13 protein-coding genes are annotated in these 20,391 nt (G+C 67.9%); 6 read left to right on the forward strand and 7 right to left on the reverse strand.

Translation table 11 applies throughout. The features are described 5' to 3' along the window. Positions 1–9: 9 nt before the first annotated feature. Positions 10–207 (reverse strand): zinc-finger domain-containing protein, encoded by a 198-nt coding sequence (locus ACXI0D_RS04995; RefSeq protein ID WP_005410967.1) that lies wholly within the window; start codon positions 205–207, stop codon positions 10–12. 420 nt (positions 208–627) lie between these two features. Between ACXI0D_RS04995 and ACXI0D_RS05000 the strand changes: the two genes are divergently transcribed. Then, positions 628–3,972, forward strand: coding sequence for a GH92 family glycosyl hydrolase (locus ACXI0D_RS05000; RefSeq protein WP_479642373.1), 3,345 nt, complete (start codon positions 628–630; stop codon positions 3,970–3,972). After that, positions 3,969–4,712 carry a basic secretory protein-like protein gene (locus ACXI0D_RS05005; protein WP_479642374.1) on the forward strand — a complete coding sequence of 248 codons (744 nt, stop codon included), beginning with the start codon at positions 3,969–3,971 and terminating at the stop codon, positions 4,710–4,712. Before ACXI0D_RS05000 ends, ACXI0D_RS05005 begins: the two co-directional genes overlap by 4 nt. A gap of 443 nt (positions 4,713–5,155) precedes the next feature. Here the strand turns inward: ACXI0D_RS05005 and ACXI0D_RS05010 are convergent, their stop codons facing one another. Beyond that, on the reverse strand, positions 5,156–7,447 hold the full coding sequence (locus ACXI0D_RS05010; RefSeq protein ID WP_087923578.1) for an NADP-dependent malic enzyme: 2,292 nt from the start codon (positions 7,445–7,447) through the stop codon (positions 5,156–5,158). 230 nt (positions 7,448–7,677) lie between these two features. Beyond that, positions 7,678–9,021: a dicarboxylate/amino acid:cation symporter gene (locus ACXI0D_RS05015; protein ID WP_014038427.1), complete on the reverse strand. Its 1,344-nt coding sequence runs from the start codon at positions 9,019–9,021 to the stop codon at positions 7,678–7,680. Positions 9,022–9,353: 332 nt separating this feature from the next. Between ACXI0D_RS05015 and ACXI0D_RS05020 the strand changes: the two genes are divergently transcribed. Next, positions 9,354–10,523 (forward strand): OprO/OprP family phosphate-selective porin, encoded by a 1,170-nt coding sequence (locus ACXI0D_RS05020; protein ID WP_049442905.1) that lies wholly within the window; start codon positions 9,354–9,356, stop codon positions 10,521–10,523. Positions 10,524–10,589: 66 nt separating this feature from the next. Continuing rightward, the gene (locus ACXI0D_RS05025; protein WP_119006763.1) at positions 10,590–13,232 is read left to right on the forward strand and encodes a hybrid sensor histidine kinase/response regulator; all 2,643 of its coding nucleotides are present in this window, start codon (positions 10,590–10,592) and stop codon (positions 13,230–13,232) included. 559 nt (positions 13,233–13,791) lie between these two features. On the opposite strand, the gene ACXI0D_RS05030 is transcribed toward ACXI0D_RS05025, so the two are convergent. Genes ACXI0D_RS05030 through ACXI0D_RS05045 form a run of 4 tightly spaced genes read right to left on the reverse strand, consistent with a single transcriptional unit; the run spans position 13,792 to position 17,596 of the window. Beyond that, positions 13,792–14,442 carry a response regulator gene (locus tag ACXI0D_RS05030; protein WP_049442935.1) on the reverse strand — a complete coding sequence of 217 codons (651 nt, stop codon included), beginning with the start codon at positions 14,440–14,442 and terminating at the stop codon, positions 13,792–13,794. 28 nt (positions 14,443–14,470) lie between these two features. Continuing rightward, the gene (locus ACXI0D_RS05035; protein ID WP_049442903.1) at positions 14,471–15,526 is read right to left on the reverse strand and encodes an ABC transporter substrate-binding protein; all 1,056 of its coding nucleotides are present in this window, start codon (positions 15,524–15,526) and stop codon (positions 14,471–14,473) included. Further along, positions 15,523–16,914 carry a sensor histidine kinase gene (locus ACXI0D_RS05040; RefSeq protein WP_101766049.1) on the reverse strand — a complete coding sequence of 464 codons (1,392 nt, stop codon included), beginning with the start codon at positions 16,912–16,914 and terminating at the stop codon, positions 15,523–15,525. The genes ACXI0D_RS05035 and ACXI0D_RS05040 overlap by 4 nt, the downstream gene beginning before the upstream one ends. Then, positions 16,907–17,596 (reverse strand): response regulator transcription factor, encoded by a 690-nt coding sequence (locus tag ACXI0D_RS05045; protein WP_014038433.1) that lies wholly within the window; start codon positions 17,594–17,596, stop codon positions 16,907–16,909. Before ACXI0D_RS05045 ends, ACXI0D_RS05040 begins: the two co-directional genes overlap by 8 nt. 242 nt (positions 17,597–17,838) lie before the next feature. On the opposite strand from ACXI0D_RS05045, the gene ACXI0D_RS05050 reads away from it, so the two are divergent. Continuing rightward, complete coding sequence (locus ACXI0D_RS05050) at positions 17,839–18,978, forward strand: OprO/OprP family phosphate-selective porin (RefSeq protein WP_101766050.1); 1,140 nt, start codon at positions 17,839–17,841, stop codon at positions 18,976–18,978. A gap of 75 nt (positions 18,979–19,053) precedes the next feature. Next, positions 19,054–20,382 (forward strand): CitMHS family transporter, encoded by a 1,329-nt coding sequence (locus tag ACXI0D_RS05055; RefSeq protein WP_012481220.1) that lies wholly within the window; start codon positions 19,054–19,056, stop codon positions 20,380–20,382. The last annotated feature ends 9 nt before the right edge of the window (positions 20,383–20,391 follow it).

A 20,391-nucleotide genomic window follows, 5' to 3' on the forward strand; every position in this document is an offset into this window, starting at 1 on the left:
GGCCGCCGTTTAGTCGGCCAGCACGAACACGGAACCGCAGTACGGGCACTGCGCTTCGCCGTTGGGCTCGTCTTCGATCGGCAGGTACACGCGCGGATGCGAGTTCCACAGCGCCATTTCCGGGGTCGGGCAGCTCAGCGGCAGATCGCTGCGGTGCACGGTGTAGCGCTTCTCGGCGTTGGCGGGCGCGGTGGCGGTATGGCTCATGGCGGATGTCGGTGAACGGGTTGCGAGGCCTGTGATTCTAGCATCTGGGCCGCACCGACATTGCGCCGCAACGGGTCTTCGCATGCACCCGTCGATGCCGCACACCGCCCCGCCGCACGCCGGGCGGCGGCGCCAAGCGGGATTTCGCGGTGGTTCCGGCAGGTTCGCTCGCCGGAATCGCCTCCAGCGATATTTCCCGCATTTGGATCGAACTAAATGGCACTTGTCAGCGCGCGGCGGCTGTTGCAGGATCGGGCCAGGTCGCACCCCGACCCCTCCAATCCGACCCGATCGCATGGCCCGCCCCCACCGGACCGGCATCGCCTCTTCCACTGCCAGCCTGGCGGGCGGAGCGATGCTGTCCGTGGTGTCCGCCGATGCGGGTTCTGCCCGCCGCCAGCCCTTCCGGGAGACCCTTGCATGACCCTGTCCGATCCGCGCCGCGCCCTGCTTCCACTCGCCCTGGCCCTGGCCTGTGCGACCACTGCGATGCCGGTGCTGGCACAGGGGCTGCAGACCTCGTTCGAACCGGGCGAACCTGCCCCGACGCAGGCCGCGGGTGCACTTCAGGTCACGATCGGCAATGGACCGGCCGCCCCCTACACCGCCAAGCGCAACGCCGGCTACAGCGGCCTGCATGCACTGCACTACAGCAGCGAGGGCGGCAGCGCGCGGCGCGAACTGTTCAAGGCCGACCTGCCCATCGAGGCCGATACCACCCTGTCCTGGCTCGTGCTGCCGGAGATCGTCGGCAAGGACACCGTCGCCTCGACCTATGTCTCGCTGGACCTGCTGCTGGACGATGGCAGCCGCGTTTCGGCCGGTGCGGCGCGGGACCAGCATGGCGTGGCGATCGGCGCACGCGCGCAGGGCGAGTCGAAGACGCTGTACCCGCAGCAGTGGGCACGCAAGGCGGTGCGGCTGGGCGACGTACCCACGCTGAAGGGTCGCCGCGTGGTGGCGATCGAACTGGAGGTGGCCAGTGCCGAGGGCGCGCCGGTCTCTGGTTGGATCGACGATGTGCGCCTGGACGCACAGCCGAGGCAGCAGCCACAGCGCGTCTCCGACTGGGTGCTGACCACCCGCGGCACCCAGGCCAACGGCACCTTCTCGCGCGGCAACAATTTCCCGGCCACGGCGGTGCCGCACGGGTTCAACTTCTGGACCCCGGTGACCGATGCCGGCGCACTGAACTGGCTGTACCGCTGGAACGAGCAGAACGATGCGCAGAACCGTCCGCAGCTGCAGGCGCTTGCGCTGAGCCACCAGCCCAGCCCGTGGATGGGCGACCGCCAGACCTTCCAGGTGATGCCCTCGTCCAGCCGTGGCGCGCCGGACGCCGACCGCCGCAAGCGCGCGTTGTCGTTCGACCGCAGCCATGAAAGCGCGCGCCCCTACCGCTACGACGTGCGCTTCGACACTGGCATCGCCGCCGCCATCGCGCCGACCGATCATGCCGCGTTGTTCCGCTTCGACTTCCCCGAGGACGGTGACGCCAACCTGTTGTTCGACAACGTCGATGCGCGTGGCGGCCTGACCCTGGACGCCGCCACGCAGACGCTGTCCGGCTACACCGATACGCGCAGCGGCCTGTCCAACGGCGCCAGCCGCATGTACGTGGTGGCCAGCTTCGACAAGCCCTGGCGCAGCAGCGGCCGTCTCGACACCGGGCGCCCGACCGGCTACATCAAGTTCGACGCCGGCAGCGACCGGCGGGTGACGATGCGCATCGCCACCTCGCTGATCTCGGTGGAGCAGGCGCGGCACAACCTGGCACTGGAGATCGCCGCCACCGATACGCTGGAGAGCGTGGCCGGCCGCGCGCAGGATGCATGGGACGCGCGCCTGGCCCGCTTCGACATCGGCGATGCCAGCGACGACCAGAAGACCACGCTGTACTCCAGCCTGTACCGGCTGTACCTGTACCCCAATTCCGGCCACGAGAACGCGGGCAGCGCGGCCGCACCGGACTGGCGCTACGCCAACCAGGCCAGCGCCAGCGATGACAACACCGAAGGCAGTGCGAGCCGCAGCTTCACCGGCGTGCGCGATGGCAGGGTGTTCGTCAACAACGGCTTCTGGGACACCTTCCGCACCACCTGGCCGGCCTATGCACTGTTCACGCCCGACGATGCCGGGCAGATGGTGCAGGGCTTCATCGAACAGTACCGCGCCGGTGGCTGGATCGCGCGCTGGTCGTCGCCGGGTTACGCCGACCTGATGGTCGGCACCAGCTCGGACGTGGCCTTCGCCGATGCATGGCTGAAGGGCATCGGCGGCTTCGATCCGGCCGAGGCCTATGCCGCCGCGCTGAAGAACGCGACCGTGGTCCCGCCCGACCGCCATGTCGGCCGCAAGGGCATGGACCGTTCGACCTTCCGTGGCTACGCCAGCGCGGACGTGCACGAAGGCATGTCGTGGACGGTGGAAGGCGCGCTCAACGATTTCGGCATCGCCAACATGGCCGATGCGCTGGCCAGGCGCGCGACCACGCCGGCCGCACGCGAGCGCTACAGCACCGAGGCCGACTACTTCCGCTACCGCGCCGCCAGCTACGCGACGATGTTCGATCCGGCCGCCGGCTTCTTCCAGGGCCGCACTGCCGATGGCCATTGGCGCGTGGACGCGAAGGACTACGACCCGCGCGTGTGGGGCCACGACTACACCGAATCCAATGGCTGGACCTTCGCCTTCACCGCCGCCCACGATGGCGAAGGCCTGGCCGCACTGTACGGTGGCCGCGACAAGCTGGCGGCGAAGCTGGATGCGTTCTTCGCCACGCCGGAAACCGCGGACCCGGCACTGGCCGGCTCCTACGGCGGCACCATCCACGAGATGACCGAAGCGCGCGACGTGCGCATGGGCATGTACGCGCACAGCAACCAGCCGGCGCATCACATCCCGTGGATGTACCTGTACGCCGGGCAGCCGTGGAAGACCCAGCAGCATGTGCGCGAGATCCTGGCGCGGCTGTACGTCGGCAGCGAGATCGGCCAGGGTTATCCAGGCGACGAGGACAACGGCGAGACCTCGGCGTGGTACGTACTGGCCTCGCTGGGCCTGTACCCGCTGCGCATGGGCGCCCCGGAGTACGTGATCGGCTCGCCGGCCTTCCGGCACGCACGGGTGGAACTGCAGGGCGGCGCGGTGCTGACCGTGAACGCGGCCAACAACTCGCGTGAGAACGTCTACGTGCAGTCGCTGAAGATCAACGGCCAGCCCTGGACGAAGACCTGGGTGCCGCACGCGCTGATTGCCAAGGGTGCAACGCTGGACTTCGTGATGGGGCCGCAGCCGTCGCGCTGGGGCAGCGGTGTGGATGACGTGCCGCGCTCGCTGACCGCGCGTGGCCAGCGCCCGCAACTGCTGCACGACCTGCTCGGCAGCGGCGCGAAGGCAACGCTGGCCGATGGCCGCGCCCTGCCGGCGCTGGTCGATGACGACGCGGCCACCAGCGTCGGCCTGGGCGGCGGTGCAACCATCGCGCTGACCGGCCTGAGTGACGGCACGCCGACGATGTACACGCTGACCAGCGGTGACGGCCGCATCCAGGGCGGTGAGTGGGCGCTGGAAGCGCGCAACGGCAGCGGCCGCTGGGCCGTGCTCGACCAGCGCAGCGGCGAAGCCTTCGAATCCGCCCGCCAGACCCGTCCGTTCCGCATCGCCAAACCCGGTCGTTACAGCGAGTACCGGCTGCGCTTGGCCGCACCGGGCCGGCTGCCGCTGGCGGAGATCGAACTGTTGGCGCCCAGCGCCGTACAATGAGCCCCATGCGCTACCGTCTGTTGCCTCTGGCCCTCGTTGCCCTTTCCTTCTCCAGCTTCGGCCAGACCCAGGCCTTTGATGCGCAGCTGACCCGCGACGGCGTGACGCTGAACTACCAGGACGCCCGTGGCGCCCTGGCCGCGCCGCAGCGCAAGCGGGTGATCGATACGTTCTACTTCGCCTACCTGCGCGAACGTGCGGACTTCCACCCGGCCGCGCCGTCGATGGTGCGCATCGTGATCGATCCGGCCTACACCGGGATCGCATTCGTCGGCGACAAGGACCAGGCGGCGACGATCACCATCAACCCGGGTTGGCTGGCGCAGCACCCGAATGACATCGACCTGGTCACCCATGAGGCCATGCACATCGTGCAGGGCTATCCGGGCTATGGCGACGCACGGGTGCCGGGCTGGCTGGTGGAAGGCATCGCCGACTACGCACGCGACCGCTACGGCATGGACAATGCCGCAGCCGGCTGGGCACTGCCGGGCAAGGTCGAGAAGGGGCAGAACTTCGACAGCGGCTACCGTGTCACCGGCGCCTTCCTGAAGTGGGCCGACGCCGAACACCCTGGCCTGGTGCTGGCACTGGACAAGGCCCTGCGCGCCGGCCGCTATGCACCGGCGCTGTGGCAGAAACACACCGGCAAGGCACTGCCGGCGTTGTGGGCGGAGTACGCCAAGCCGCGTTCCGACGCACCGCCGCCGGCCCCGGCACGCCGCGGCAAACGGCACTGACACCTACGCACCACACGTTCGCCGGGCATTGCCCGGCGCTACCGCATCGCTGCCTCAGCGCGACTGCACGAAACCTGCGTACAGCGCGAACAGCTGCTGGAAATACCGCCGGGTCACTCGATTGCGCATGACACTTTCGCCGATGGGGAGGTGGTCGGGCCCAGGGTGGGAAGGCCGGTCCGGTCCCTTCCCACGGCCGGGCCGCGTGGGCGTATTGGGCCGCAATGGCGTTGCAGGGAGATGACCGGGTTGCGTAGCGCGTGTGGCAGGTTCGGCGGCCGTTGGCACAGACCGGGGTAGAGCCGGCCGCTGGCCGGCTGCCGTTGTGCGCCTGGACATCATCGGGGTTGCCGGCCAGCGGCCGGCACTACCGGTTTCCGCTGCGCGGAAACAGAAGCGCGCCCCGAGGGGCGCGCTTCTGCAGCTGGAATCGGAAAGAAGGCTTACGCCTTCTTTTCCGCTTCCAGCTGCTTGCGGATCTGCGCATCGACCGCGGCAATCGCGGTCATGTTCAGGATCCGGCGCGAGGTCGCGCTGGTGGTCAGGATGTGCACCGGCTTGTTCACGCCCATCAGGATCGGGCCGATCGCCACGCCGTCGGTGAACACGCGCACCAGGTTGTAGGCGATGTTGGCCGCTTCCAGGTTCGGCAGCACGAACAGGTTGGCGCGGCCCTGCAGGGTCGAGCCCGGCAGCAGCTTCTGGCGCAGCGCTTCATCCCACGCGGTGTCGCCCTGCATTTCGCCATCCACGTTCAGACGCGGGTTGCGCTTGAGCAGCAGCTCGCGCACCTGGCGCATCTTCAGCGCGTCCTTCGAATCATGGCTGCCGAAGTTGGAGTGCGACAGCAGCGCGACCTTCGGCTCGATGCCGAACAGCTTCATGCGGTAGGCCGCCTGCAGGGTCGCTTCGCACAGCTGCTCGGCGGTCGGGTCTTCCTGCACGTGGGTATCGACGAAGAAGAACACGCCCTGCTGGTTGATCACGCCGGTCATCGCCGAGGTCGAGGTGACCTTCGGCTCCAGCGGCAGCACGCTGCGCACGTAGCCCAGCTTCTTGTGGAAGCGGCCGACGATGCCGGTCAGCATCGCATCGGCTTCGCCACGCGCCACCATCACCGCCGCGATCAGGGTCGGGCGCGAACGCATCAGGTTCTTCGCCGCGGCCACGGTCACGCCACGACGGCCGGTCAGGCCGTGGTAGTACTGCCAGTACTCGTTGAAGCGCGGGTCGTCGTTGATGTTGGTGACTTCAACGTTCTCGCCGATCTTCAGGCGCAGGCCGAGGCGCTCGATGCGCGATTCGATCACTTCCGGGCGGCCGATCAGGATCGGGTGCGCCAGGCCGTCATCGACCACGTTCTGCACCGCCTGCAGCACCACTTCCTCTTCGCCTTCGGCGTACACCACGCGCTGCTTGTCGCTGCGCGCGCGGTCGTAGACCGGCTTCATCATCAGGCTGGTGCGGTAGACGAACTGGGCCAGCTTGTCGCGGTAGGCGCCCATGTCCTCGATCGGGCGCGAGGCCACGCCCGAGTCCATCGCGGCCTGGGCCACGGCGGCCGACAGCTCCACCAGCAGGCGGCGGTCGAACGGACGCGGGATCAGGTATTCACGGCCGAAGCTCGGGGTGTCGCCGCCGTAGGCCGAGCCCATGTCGGTGGCGGCGCGGCGGGCCAGTGCAGCGATGGCACGCACGCAGGCGATCTTCATTTCCTCGTTGATCGCGGTGGCGCCCACGTCCAGCGCACCACGGAACAGGTACGGGAAGCACAGCACGTTGTTGACCTGGTTCGGGTAGTCCGAACGGCCGGTGCCGATGATCGCGTCCGGACGCGCGGCGCGCGCCAGTTCCGGCATGATTTCCGGGGTCGGGTTGGCCAGCGCGAAGATCACCGGATCCGGCGCCATGGTCTTGACCATGTCGGCAGTCAGGATGCCCGGCGCCGACAGGCCCAGGAAGATGTCCGCGCCGTCGACGATCTCGGCCAGGGTGCGCTTGTCGGTGTCGCGCGCATAGCGCTGCTTTTCCGGGTCCAGGTCGGTACGACCGGTGTGGATCACGCCCTCGCGGTCGAAGGCCAGGATGTTCTCCGGCTTCAGGCCCAGCTGCACCAGCATGTTCACGCAGGAAATGCCGGCCGCGCCCATGCCCGTGGTCGCCAGCTTCACTTCCTCGATCTTCTTGCCGGTGATCGCCATGGCGTTGAGCACCGCCGCGCCGACGATGATCGCCGTGCCGTGCTGGTCGTCATGGAACACCGGGATCTTCATGCGCTCGCGCAGCTTGCGCTCGACCACGAAGCATTCCGGCGCCTTGATGTCTTCAAGGTTGATGCCGCCGAAGGTCGGCTCCAGCGAGGCGATGATGTCGACCAGCTTGTCCGGGTCGGTCTCATCGACTTCGATGTCGAACACATCGATGCCGGCGAACTTCTGGAACAGCACGCCCTTGCCTTCCATCACCGGCTTGCCGGCCAGCGCGCCGATGTTGCCCAGGCCCAGCACCGCGGTGCCGTTGGAGATCACCGCCACCAGGTTGCCGCGGGCGGTCAGCTCGCTGGCCTGCTGCGGGTCGGCCTTGATCGCTTCACAGGCGTACGCCACGCCCGGCGAATACGCCAGCGACAGGTCGCGCTGGGTCAGCATGGGCTTGGTAGCGGAAACCTTGATCTTTCCCGGCGGGGACATCCGGTGGTAATCGAGGGCGGCCTGTTTGAAATCTTCGTTGGACATCGATGTGGGTTACATGAATGGGCAGAAGGGACAGGGGATGATACCCCCGTTGGAGCGTCTGGACCTGTCGCTATCCTGTCGCAGGCATGCTGCGACCGCACAATTCCGTGCCGTATGCGACGGTACCGCGACACCAGCTTCGGCGCTGCCCATGACAGCCATGGGACGCCCTGAAACGCCGCGGGGCCGTACCACTGTCGTGACCGGCCCCGCGGTACCACACACCTGGATCAGCCCTTGGCCGGCAGTGCCTCGGGCAGCGCATCGACCGGCGGCGGCAGTTCGCTTTCGCGGCCATCCAGCGCCAGCTTCAGGCGGTTGCGGTCCAGCGCGCCTTCCCAGCGCGAGACCACCACGGTGGCCACGGCATTGCCGATGAAGTTGGTCAGCGAGCGGCACTCGCTCATGAAGCGGTCCACGCCCAGGATCAGCGCCATGCCGGCCACCGGCACTTCCGGCACCACGGCCAGGGTGGCGGCCAGGGTGATGAAGCCGGCACCGGTGACGCCGGCCGCGCCCTTGGAGCTGAGCATGGCGACCAGCAGCAGGGCGATCTGGTGGCCCAGGGTCAGTTCGGTGTTGGTGGCCTGGGCGATGAACAGCGCCGCCAGGGTCATGTAGATGTTGGTGCCGTCCAGGTTGAACGAGTAGCCGGTCGGGACCACCAGGCCCACCACCGACTTGCTGCAGCCGGCGCGTTCCATCTTCTCCATCAGCGACGGCAGCGCCGACTCCGACGAGGAGGTGCCGAGCACCAGCAGCAGTTCGGCCTTCAGGTAGCGCGCCAGCTTGAACACCGAGAAACCGCACAGGCGGCAGACCAGGCCCAGGATCACCGCGACGAACAGGAACGCGGTGAGGTAGAACGAGCCCACCAGCCAGGCCAGGTTGATCAGCGAACCGACGCCGTACTTGCCGATGGTGAAGGCGATCGCACCGAAGGCACCGATCGGGGCGGCCTTCATCAGGATGTGCACCAGCTTGAACACCGGGGCGACCAGCGCCTCCAGGAAGTTCAGCACCGGCTTGCCCTTCTCGCCCACCATCGCCAGCGCGATGCCGAACAGCACGGCCACGAACAGCACCTGCAGGATGTTGCCATCGACGAAGGCGCTGAGCAGCGTCTTCGGGATGATGTCCATCAGGAAGCCGACCAGGGTCAGGTCGTGCGACTTCTCGACGTAGCTGTGCACCGCGGTCTGGTCCAGCTCGGCCGGGTTGATGTTCATGCCGGCGCCGGGCTGCACCACGTGCGCCACGATCATGCCGACGATCAGCGCCAGCGTGGAGAAGAACAGGAAGTACGCCATCGCCTTGGCGAACACCCGGCCCACCGTGCGCAGGTGGGTCATGCTGGCGATGCCGGTGACGATGGTCAGGAAGATCACCGGCGCGATGATCATCTTCACCAGGTTGATGAAGGCATCGCCGAGCGGCTTCATCTTCTCGCCGATCAGCGGCTCGTAGTGGCCGAGGATGGCGCCCAGGACGATCGCCACGATCACCTGGAAGTACAGCTGGCGATAGATCGGCAACGGCTTTGCAGGCACCGGTGCTGCGGTCGGGATGTGCATGGCGGACTCCGGAAGGGGCGTTTTCAGGCACGTACGGCCCCGGGACTGCACGGGAACCGTTACCGTGGAAACTGATCGCAGGCCCTGTGCAGCACGCACAGGGGGTGCGACCAATGGACGCCTTTGTACGCGCCAGGCACGCCGGCGCAGATAACCTATTGGTACTAGCCCCCCAGTTCAGGTGGCACAGGTGCCTACACTGGCGCCGCACCGCCCGATACCGGGGAGGCTGGTGGCCCGGGCTGAACGGCTGGGCGAGTCTTTGCGAAAGTTCCGGCCCTCGCGGCCGTTGATGTCCTGTCCACACGCAATCTGAGAGAGCCGCACCCAACATGCGCCCGAATCCCACCTTGCTGGCCCTGTCGCTGGCCGCCCTTCCCGCCTTCGCCTCGGCCGCCGATTTCGACAACTGGCCGACCAAGTACACCTTCGGTGATGGCACCGAGCTGGCGGCCACCGCCAACATCGCCTACGACTACAACGACTTCTCCTCGGCCAGTGGCCTTGAGGACGACGATGCCGTGCGCCGCAAGGAATTCGGCGCGACGCTGAAAAAGAAGGGCGTCTACGATGCGATGGTCTACTACGACTTCCAGGCCGATACCTGGCTGGACGTGTTCGTGCGCTTCGAGAGCAAGGCCTTCTTCGGCCGTGACGTCGGCCGCTTCCGCTTCGGCTACATGAAGACCCCGGTCGGCCTGGATGCGAACACCTCTTCGCGTGCCGGCAGCTTCCTGGAAACCTCGCTGCCGGTGCAGGCCTTCTACGAAGGCCGCCGCACCGGTGTGGAGTGGGTGCTGGAGCGCCCGCAGTACCTGCTGCAGGCCGGCGCCTATGGCGGCAAGGACCTGCAGGGCGACAACCCCGGCACCACCCAGGCCGTGCGTGCGGTGTGGACGCCGGTGAAGGCACCGGGTGATGTGATCCACCTGGGCCTGGCCTACTCGCAGGAAAACCCGCGTGGCTACAGCGATGGCCGCGACGTGCACCACGAGGCCAGCGCCCGCCTGCGCGCGCGCCCGGAAGCCGGCCTGACCGACATCCGCTACGTCGATTCCGGTGCGCTGGTCACCGCCGACCAGATCCGCCGCACCGGCCTGGAAGGCATCTGGATCCGCGGCCCGTTCTCGGTGCAGGCCGAAGCGCTGCGCGCCACGGTCACCCGTCATGACGGCAAGCCCGACTACACCGGCAGTGGCCAGTACGCGATGGCCAGCTGGGTGCTGACCGGCGAATCGCGCCCGTACAACGCCGGCGCGGTGGCCAACATCAAACCGGCGCACAACTACGGCGCGGTCGAACTGGTGGCACGCTACAGCCGCCTGGATCTCGATGACGGCGACATCCTCGGTGGCCGCCAGCATGACCTCACCCTGGGTGCGAACTGGTACCTGACCAGCCACTTCAAGTTCCAGGCCAACTACGTGAAGGTCGACGCCAGCCGTCGTGGTGTGCACAGCACGCCGGAGATCTTCGAACTGCGCGCGCAGATGCACTTCTGACCCCTTCCACGTCAGACCCCGGCGGGCGTGCACGCCACGCCCGCCGGCCCTGCGTAGACTGCCGCCATGTACTGGCTCAGCCGCCATCGGATGCTGTTGCTGACGATCCTGGTGATGGTCGGTGGCACCGTGCTGTGCGCGGTCGCCGCTGGCCACTACGCCTGGCGGCGCGCGCTCGGCGAGGAAAGCAGCCAGGTGCAGCGCCAGCTGCAGTTGTACGGCCAGGGCCTGCAGCAGCGCATCGACCGCTTCGGCACCTTGCCGCAGGTGCTGGCGCTGGACCCGGATCTTCTGCACGCACTGCGCGTGCCGCCCTCGCCCACCGAACGGCAGCGGCTGAACCTCAAGCTGCAACGCGCCAATGAAGTCACCCGTGCTTCGACGCTGACCCTGGTCGGCCATGACGGCGTGGCGGTGGCGGCCAGCAACTGGGACCAGCCGACCACCAATGTCGGCGAGAACTACAGCTACCGCCCCTACTATCGCCAGGCGCTGGCGAAGGGCCGTGGCCGCTTCTACGGCATCGGCATGACCACCGGCGTGCCCGGCTATTACCTTTCGCAGGCCATCGAAGAAGACGGCAAGCGGCTGGGCGTGGTGGTGATCAAGGTCGAGCTGTCCGCGCTGGAACAGGAATGGTTGAGCAGCCCCGACGTGGTGCTGGCCAGCGACGACCACGACGTGGTGTTCCTGGCCAACCGTGACAGCTGGCGTTACCGGCTGCTGCGCCCGCTGGGCGCCGATGAGCGCCGCGAGATGCTGGACGCCCGCCAGTACGCCGACCGCACATTGCAGCCGCTGCGCGCACGCACCGAAGACGTGCTGGCCGACGGCGGCCGCATGGTGCGCCTGCTGGATCCAGCGCTTCCGCAGCCAATGCTGTGGCAAAGCCTGCCGCTGCCCGCCGAAGGCTGGAACCTGCACCTGCTGCACGACGCCAGTGCCGCCACCGCTGCCGGTCGCGCCGCGGCACTCACCGGTGGCGCCGCATGGCTGGCGCTGGGCTTCCTGGTGCTGTTCGTGCAGCAGCGCCGGCGCCTGGCCAAGCATCGCCTGCGCAGCCGCCGCGAGCTGGAAACCCTGCTCAAGCAGCATGCACAGGAACTGCGCACCGCGCAGGACGGCCTGCTGCAGGCCGCCACCGATGCCGACAGCGGCCTCAGCCGCAGCCTCGAACACCTGCCCCAGGGCGTGGTGGTGATCGACCGCGAACTGCGCCTGGTCGCGTGGAATTCGCGCTATCTGGAACTGTTCCGCTTCCCGCTGGACCTGGTACGCGTGGGCCGGCCGATCGAAGACCTGTTCCGCTTCAACGCCCGCCGTGGCCTGCTCGGTCCCGGCCCGGTGGACGAGGCCATCGAGCGCCGCCTGAACCACCTGCGCAGCGGCCGCCCGCACATGCGCGAGAGCGAGAAGGACGACGGCACGGTGCTGGAAATCCGCGGCAATCCCCTGCCCGATGGCGGCTTCGTCACCAGCTATGCCGACATCACCAGCTACAAGAACGCTGCGCGCGAACTGCGCTCGCTGGCCGACGCGCTGGAACACCGCATCGCCGAGCGTACCCACGACCTGGACGAAGCACGCCGCGAAGCCGAACAGGCCAACCGCTACAAGACCCGCTTCGTGGCTTCGGCGGTGCACGACCTGCTGCAACCGCTCAATGCGGCGCGCATGTTCGTCTCGGTGCTGCGCGGCAAGCTGAGCGACCCTGCGCAGCAGCAGACCAGCGATCACATCGACGCTGCATTGGCCGCGCAGGACGCGATTCTCAACAGCCTGCTCGACATTGCGCGGCTGGAATCGGGCAGCCTGCCGACCCGTGTGCAGGCGTTCCGGCTCGGACCTTTGCTGCAGACGCTGGCGCGCGAGTTCGGTATCGCCGCGCACTCACGCGGCTTGGTGGTCGACTGGATCGATACCGATGCGGTGGTGGTCAGCGACGAAGCACTGCTGCGGCGCATCCTGCAGAATTTCCTGTCCAATGCACTGCGCTACAGCGAACGCGGCCGCGTGCTGCTCGGCTGCCGTCGCCGCGAAGGCATGCTGTGGATCGAAGTGCACGATCAGGGTCCCGGCATTCCCGACGCGTTGCAGAGCGAGATCTTCGAGGAGTTCCGCCGCCTGCACGACGGGCAGCAGCGCGGCGCCGGCCTTGGCCTGGCCATTGTCGACCGCATCGGCCGCCTGCTGGGACATCCGATCCGGCTGCGCTCGCAGCTGGGCCACGGCAGCGTGTTCGCCGTAGGCGTGCCATTCGGTGAAGCCAGCGCGATTCCCGCTTCTGCACCCGCGCCGGTACTGGTGCAGGAACCGGCCGCGGACAATCCGCTGCGCGGGCGCCGGGTGTGGGTGATCGACGACGATCCCCACGTCTGCGCAGCCAGCCGCGCGTTGCTGGAGCGCTGGGGCTGCGAGGTGATGCTGGCCGATGGCCCGCAGGCCGCGCTGCAGCTGGCCAGTACCACGACCGTGCCGGAGCTGGTGCTGCTGGATGTGCGCATGGGCGATCACCACGGCCCGGTGCTGTACGAGACGTTGGCGGAGCTGTGGCAGGCACGCCCGCCAGTGGTGCTGGTCACCGCCGAACGCGATGCGGGATTGCGTGAGATGGCCGCCGAGCGTGGCTGGGGAATGATGGCCAAGCCAGTGAAGCCGCCGGCGCTGCGGGCGCTGATGAGTCAGTTGCTGGTCCGGCATCGCGGGTGATCCCAGCCAACGGCACAGCCCCTCGTGGGTGGTGTCTGGTTGCTCGTGAAAAGCAAAAGCCGTGGGTGGGCCGGTCGGGTTGGGTGCGCGGGGGACGCCGTGAATCCATCCCTGGAGGCTTGGCAGCCGCATCCATGCGGCTGACACCCCCGCGAACCCAACCCGACCGGCCTCTGACAGATTTCGGTGGCCTGCCACCCACGGAGAAGAAAAAGAAGATCAAAAGCGGATCGCGCGCTGCGCTTGCTCCTGTAAAGCCGAGCCCATGCTCGGCTTCGCGGACCGGCCGCAAAGCAGCCGAGCGTGGGCTCGGCTCTACAAAAGGCAGCCTGCCAGGCTGCCTTTGCTTTTGATCTTCCTTTCTCTTCCGTGGATGGATGCGCACGGAACCTGTCCGTGGCCGGGCAGGTGGGCTGCGCAGGGGCGTGAGCCGCATGGATGCGGCGACCGAGCTTACATGGACGTACTTGCAGCGGCCCCTGCGCAGTCCACCTGCCCGGCCTCACTCATGAACTACTCTACGTGTCCACCCACGAGGGGCTTCGCCGTTGGCTGGAAACTACAACCCGATGCCGGCGTCGCCCTCGGGCTCCAGCGCCTTCACCAGCACTGCCGCCTGCGTTCGGCTATGGCACTCGAGCTTCTTCAGGATCGCGGTGACGTGCACCTTCACCGTGTTCTCGGCCAGCCCCAGCGTGTAGGCGATCTGCTTGTTGAGCAGGCCATCGGCCAGGCACAGCAGCACGCGGAACTGCTGCGGGGTCAGCTGGGCCAGGCGGCTGGCCAGCAGTGCGTCGGCCTCCGAGCGTTCGGCGGCCATCGCCGGGAACCACAGGCCACCATCCAGCACCGTCTGCACGGCCTCGCCGATGGTCTCCGCCGGGGCAGACTTCGGGATGAAACCGGCCGCGCCGAACTGCTGCGCGCGGCGGATCACCCGCGGATGGTCATTGGACGAGAGGATCACCACCGGAATGTCCGGATGCGAGCCACGCACGTGCAGCAGCGCGGAAAAACCATGTGCACCGGGCATGGTCAGGTCGAGCAGCACCAGGTCCACATCCGGCTGCGCGTCGAGCGCCTCAGCCAATGCCTCAGCGCTGGCGACCTCGCGTACCTGCGCCAGCGGCAGGCTCTGTCGCAATGACTGCACCACCGCCGAACGCAGCAGCGGGTGGTCATCGGCGATCAGGATGGTGTATTCGCTCATGCCGCCATTGTACGGGCAGGCCGCCGCGTCAGCGCCCTGCCGGCTCCACGCTGCTGCGCCAGGCATCAAGGAACTGGCGGCGCTTGAGCGCATCCAGGTACACCAGCAGGCCCGGGCCGAGCTGGATCGGACGACGGCTGCGGCCGGGCGCATCGTCGCCACGTGCGTTGCCGGTCACGATCGGCATCAGCCGCGCCTCGCGCGACAGCACCTGCTGGCCACGCGGTGACAGCAGGTAATCGAGGAAGCGCCGGGCTTCTTCCGGGTGTGGGCCGGTACGCGGAATCACCGCGGTGCGCAGCACCACCAGCGTGTAGTCCTCGGGCTCGACGATGGCCAGCGGCGCGCCGGCATCGACGCGTGCCTGCGCATAGGAGCCGAGCACGTTGTAGACCAGCGACAGCTGGCCGCTGGCCACCTTGTCCAGCAGTACGCCGGTGCGCTCCTCGCGGACCACGTCGTTGTCGCCGAGCGCACCCAGCAACGCGCCGGCGATGCTGCCACGCTGCGCATCCTGGGTCGCCAGCAGGTAGCCGACACTGCTGCGCTCGATGTCATAGGTGCCGACCTTCCCGCGCAGCGGTGCGCCCTCGGCGCGCAGCCGGTCCAGCAGCTGGCGGCGCGTGTGCGGCACCTTCGCCGACGGCAGTGCACGGGTGTTGTAGACCATCACCACCGGCTCGTAGCTGATGCCGAACGCCTCGTTGCGCCACTGTGCCCAGGCCGGCAGCGCAGCGGTCTGCGCCGAGCGATGTGGCAGCGCGTGGCCATCGTTGACCAGCTTGGTCTGCAGGTCCATGCCGCTGGAGATCAGCAGGTCCGGCGATGCCTGCCCGGCACGATCATGCAGGTACCGCGCGTACAGGTCCTGGGTGATGATGTCCTCGTACACCACCTCGGTGCCCGGGTGCAGGCGCTGGTAGTCGGCGATGACCACCGCGAACACTTCGATGTCGGTGGTGCCGTGGATGCGCAGCTGCGCGGTGGCGGCTCCCTGCGCAGGGAAACGGCGCACATCGCCCGGTGCGGCCAGCACCGGCAGGGCCAGCAGCAGGGCAACGGCCGTGGCGAACAGGCGGATCATGAACTGCTCCGGGGCAGGCGGATGGTGGCGATCAGCCCGCCCTGCGGGCGGTTGCTGAGGTCGATGCGGCCGCCATGGCTGTCGACCACGCGCTTGACGATGGCCAGGCCTAGCCCGGCACCGCCGGACGGCGCGCCTTCGCCACGCGCGAAGCGTTCGAACACGCGTTCGGCATCGGCGGCCGCGATGCCTGCGCCATGGTCGGCGATGGTCAGCACGGCCTGCCCGCCTTCCACGGTCAGCGCGATCTGCAACGGGCCCTCGCCGCCATACTTCAATGCGTTGTCGACCAGGTTCTTGATCGCCTCGCGCAGCAGCAGTGCATCGCCGTGCACCTGTACGGGTTCGGCGGTCATCGCCAGTTGCACACGAGGCGCAGGGGCGGCCTGCGGCAGCGCTTCATGCAGGGCCTGGTGCACGGTCTCGGCCAGGTCCACTGCAGCAAAGCGCTGCAGGTGCGAACGATGGATCACGCTGGCATCGCTGAGCAGCTGGTTGAGCAGCCGGCTCATGTGGGTGGCGTTGCGCTCGATCGCCTGCAGGCTGCGCCGCATGTCCTCAGGATCGTCGTCGTCCAGCGCCAACTGCGCCTGTGCACGCAATGCCGCCAATGGCGTACGCATCTGGTGTGCGGCCTCGGCCATGAACGCGCGCAGTGTCTCGTTGCTGCTGGACAGGCGCTCCATGAAGCGGTTCAACGCGGCCACCATCTGGTCCATCTCACGCGGCACGCGGGCATCCAGCGGCTTCAGGTCGGAAGGCTCCCGTCGCGACAGCTCGCGTTCCACCCGCACCAGCGGACGGAATGCGCGATGCACGCCGAAGGCCACCAGCGCCAGCAGCAGGCCGGACAGCACGCCGATCGCCAACAGCGCGCGATTGACCATGTCCTGCGCGACGGCTTCCCGTGCACGCCGGGTCTGGCCAACCTGGACCTGTACCTCGCCCTGCGCCGACGCGGCGGCGAAACTGCGGCCGACCACCACGAAGCGCACGGTCTCGCCGCTGTAGGGGGCGTCAAACAGCTGCGGTTGCGTGCCGGGCCGGCGCGGCGGTGCCGGCAGATCGCCGTAGCCGGTGATCAGGTTGCCGCGGTTGTCGGCCACCCGATAGAACACGCGGTCTTCCGGCGCCATCGCCAGCAGGTCCAACGCCGCATACGGCAGATCGACCTGCCACTGGCCATCGACCAGGGCCACCGAATCGGCAATGGACAGCGCCGAGGACACCAGCAGGTGATCGTAGGATCGATTGGCGGCGCGCTGGCCGTAATCGCGCGCGGCGAACAGCAGGGCCACTGCGAACACCGCCAGCAGCACACCGAGGTAGAGCAGCAGCGTGCGCCGCAGCGAGCCCGGCGCGGCCGTTGCAGCGCGCATGTCAGCCATCGGCGTCGGCACTGGCGTCGCTGGCTTCCAGCAGATAGCCCACGCCACGCACCGTAGTGATACGCAGCGGTGCGCCGGCCAGCTTCTTTCTCAGGCGGCCAACGTACAACTCGATGGCATTCGGGCCCGCTTCGTCATCGAAGCCGAACAGGCCGTTGCCGATCTCGTCCTTGCCGACCACCTGGCCAAGGCGGCCGACCAGGATCTCCAGCAGGCGGTATTCGCGGTTGGGCAGTTCGATCGGCTCCCCGTCGAGGCTGACCCGGTGCGCAGCATTGTCGAACTGGAAGCCGCCGATCTGCACCACTTCGCTGGCCTGGCCGCGCGCACGCCGCAGCAGCACGCGGCAGCGCGCTTCGAACTCGCGGAAATCGAACGGCTTGCCCAGGTAGTCGTCGGCGCCGACGTCCAGCGCCTGCACGCGATCTTCGATGCCATCGCGCGCGGTCAGCATCAGCACCGGCGTGCTGTCGCCGCGCTCGCGCATGCCGGCCAGCACGCGCAGGCCATCGAGCTTGGGCAGGCCGATATCCAGCACCACCAGGTCGAAGCTCTGGTAGCGCAGCACGCTGGCGGCGGCCAGGCCATCGGCCTGCCAGTCCACGGCATGCCCGCTGCGGCGCATGCGACGGATGATCGCATCGGCCAGATCCGGGTTGTCTTCGACCAGCAGCAGGCGCATGGGCACACGGGTGGGAGGGGAAACGAATGCTACCGCATGCCGCCGCTGACCTTGCCGGGCGTGGCCCCGTGAGCGCAGCGGCCGGTTTTACGCTGCACCGCACAAACCGTTGACAGGACGATGACAGCTTGCCCGACCCAGACTGCGGCCGCGCACCGTCCGGTGCCCACGATTGCCGCGCGCCTGGCGCGCACCTGGGAGGGTTTGTGGAATTCACGTTTGCCTGGCGGCGTCCTGCCGCCATGATGGCTCTGGCTGCCCTGTCGGCGCCGGCCTTCGCCGCCGAAGACGACCGTCCGGTCACCGCCACCCTCGGTGGCCGCCTGCACCTGGACTTCGCCACCTTCGACAACGACAACCGCGGCACGCCGAACAAGGACGACACCGAGATCCGCCGTGCCTGGGTCGATGTGTCCGGCAAGTTCTTCGTGGTCGACTACAAGCTGGAAGCCGACTTCTCCGGCGACCGCGTCGAGGCCAAGGACGTGTACCTGGCACGCAGCTTCGGCAAGGCCGGCAAGCTGACCGTCGGCCAGTTCAAGCAGTACTTCTCGCTGGATGACCGCACGAGCTCCAACTACGGCAGCTTCCTGGAGCGCGGCAACGCCGGCACCACGCTGGCGCCGCTGTACCGCCTGGGTGCGTCGTGGCAGGCCAACCCGGGGGACTTCACCTGGGCCGCCAGCCTCTACAGCCTGGAGAGCATCGACGCCTGGCAGGTGAAGGGCCGCGCCGCCGGTGGCCGCGTCACCTGGGCACCTTCGCCCAGCGAGGGCGACGTGCTGCACCTGGGCCTGTCGCTGGCCCGCGAGGCCTATGACAACCCCGGCGCCAACGGCACCCCGGGCCTGAGCATCCGCCCGCGCCCGGCCGGCCATCTGTCCGATGAAAGCCGCCTGACCCTGGTCAACTTCTCCGCCGGCCGCGATACCGACGTCAACAAGTGGTCGCTGGAATACGCGCAGGTGCGCGGCCCGCTGTCGTGGCAGGGCGAATTCAGTGGCGCCACCTTCGATGACGGCGCCCAGCGTGGCGACGTGATGGCGGCCTACGGCATGCTCAGCTGGTTCGTCACCGGCGAAAGCCGCGCCTACGACCGCAAGACCGGCCGCTTCGCGCGGGTGAAGGACATCCGCCACAAGGCCGGTGCCTTCGAAGTGGCGCTGCGCTACGACCAGATGTGGGGCGCACAGCACCTCGACGGTGCACCCGACCTGCGCCGCGGCAGCACCGAAGCGTGGACGCTGGGCGGCAACTGGTACCTGCGCGACAACCTGCGCTTCATGCTCAACGTGATCGAAAGCCGCAACCGCGACCGCCTGGCCGGGGTCACGGTGGACCGCACGCGCGCGGTCACCGGCCGCCTGCAGTACGACTTCTAAGCCCGGCATCCCGGGCACGCCGCCCGGGCCCCTTCCACTCCCCCACGTCCTGTTTTCGCAAGGAGTCCGCAGATGATGCTGAGCATCCTCGGCTTTGGCATGGTCATTACGTTCATGTACTTGATCATGAGCAAACGCCTGTCGCCGCTCGTCGCCCTGATCACCATCCCCATCCTGTTCGCGCTGATCGGTGGCTTCGGCGCCGGCATCGACGAGATGATGCTGGAGGGCATCAAGAAGATCGCGCCGACCGGCGTGATGCTGATGTTCGCCATCCTCTACTTCGGCGTGATGATCGACGCCGGCCTGTTCGATCCGCTGGTGCGGGTGATCCTGCGCTTCGTCAAGGGTGATCCGATGAAGATCGTGCTCGGCACCGCGGTGCTGGCGATGCTGATCTCGCTCGACGGCGATGGCTCGACCACCTACATGATCACCGTCTCGGCGATGCTGCCGCTGTACCAGCGCCTCGGCATGAACGCGCTGAACATGACCTGCGTGACCATCCTCGCCGGCGGCGTGATGAACCTGACCCCGTGGGGCGGCCCGACCGCACGCGCGGCCACCGCGCTGCACGTGGACCCGGCCGATGTGTTCGTGCCGCTGATCCCGTCGATGGTGATCGCCTGTGCCGGCGTGCTGCTGCTGGCCTGGTACCTGGGCCTGAAGGAACGCCGTCGCCTCGGCGTGGTGACCCTGCCCAAGGGCGGCAGCTGGATGGACAACAGCGTGTCCGACGACAGCAACCCGCTGCCGACCGTGGAAGACGCCGAGGACATCAAGCGTCCGAAGCTGCTGTGGGTCAACCTGGCCCTGACCGTGGCGCTGATGACCGCGCTGATCATCGGCGTGCTGCCGATGCCGGTGCTGTTCATGGTCGGCTTCGCCATCGCCCTGGTGATCAACTACCCGAACCTGGCCGAGCAGCGCCGCCGCGTGGTCAACCATGCCGGCAACGTACTGTCGGTGGTGTCGCTGATCTTCGCTGCAGGCATCTTCACCGGCATCCTCAACAACACCGGCATGGTCGAAGCGATGTCGCACAGCTTCCTGGCGGTGATTCCGGAATCGTGGGGCCCGTACCTGGCGGTGATCACGGCCGTGGCATCGATGCCGTTCACCTTCTTCATGTCCAACGACGCGTTCTACTTCGGCGTGCTGCCGATCCTGTCCGAGGCCGCCGGCAACTACGGCATCACCCCGGTGGAAATGGCGCGCGCCTCGCTGGCCGGCCAGCCGGTGCACCTGCTCAGCCCGCTGGTGCCGTCCACCTACCTGCTGGTGGGCCTGGCCAAGGTCGAGTTCGCCGACCACCAGAAGTTCACCCTGAAGTGGGCCATCGCCATCTCGATGCTGCTGATGGTCGGCAGCCTGCTGTTCGGCCTGTACCCCCTAGCCGCCTGACCCTTTGCC

It is taken from the genome of Stenotrophomonas sp. C9D9 (assembly GCF_056491205.1).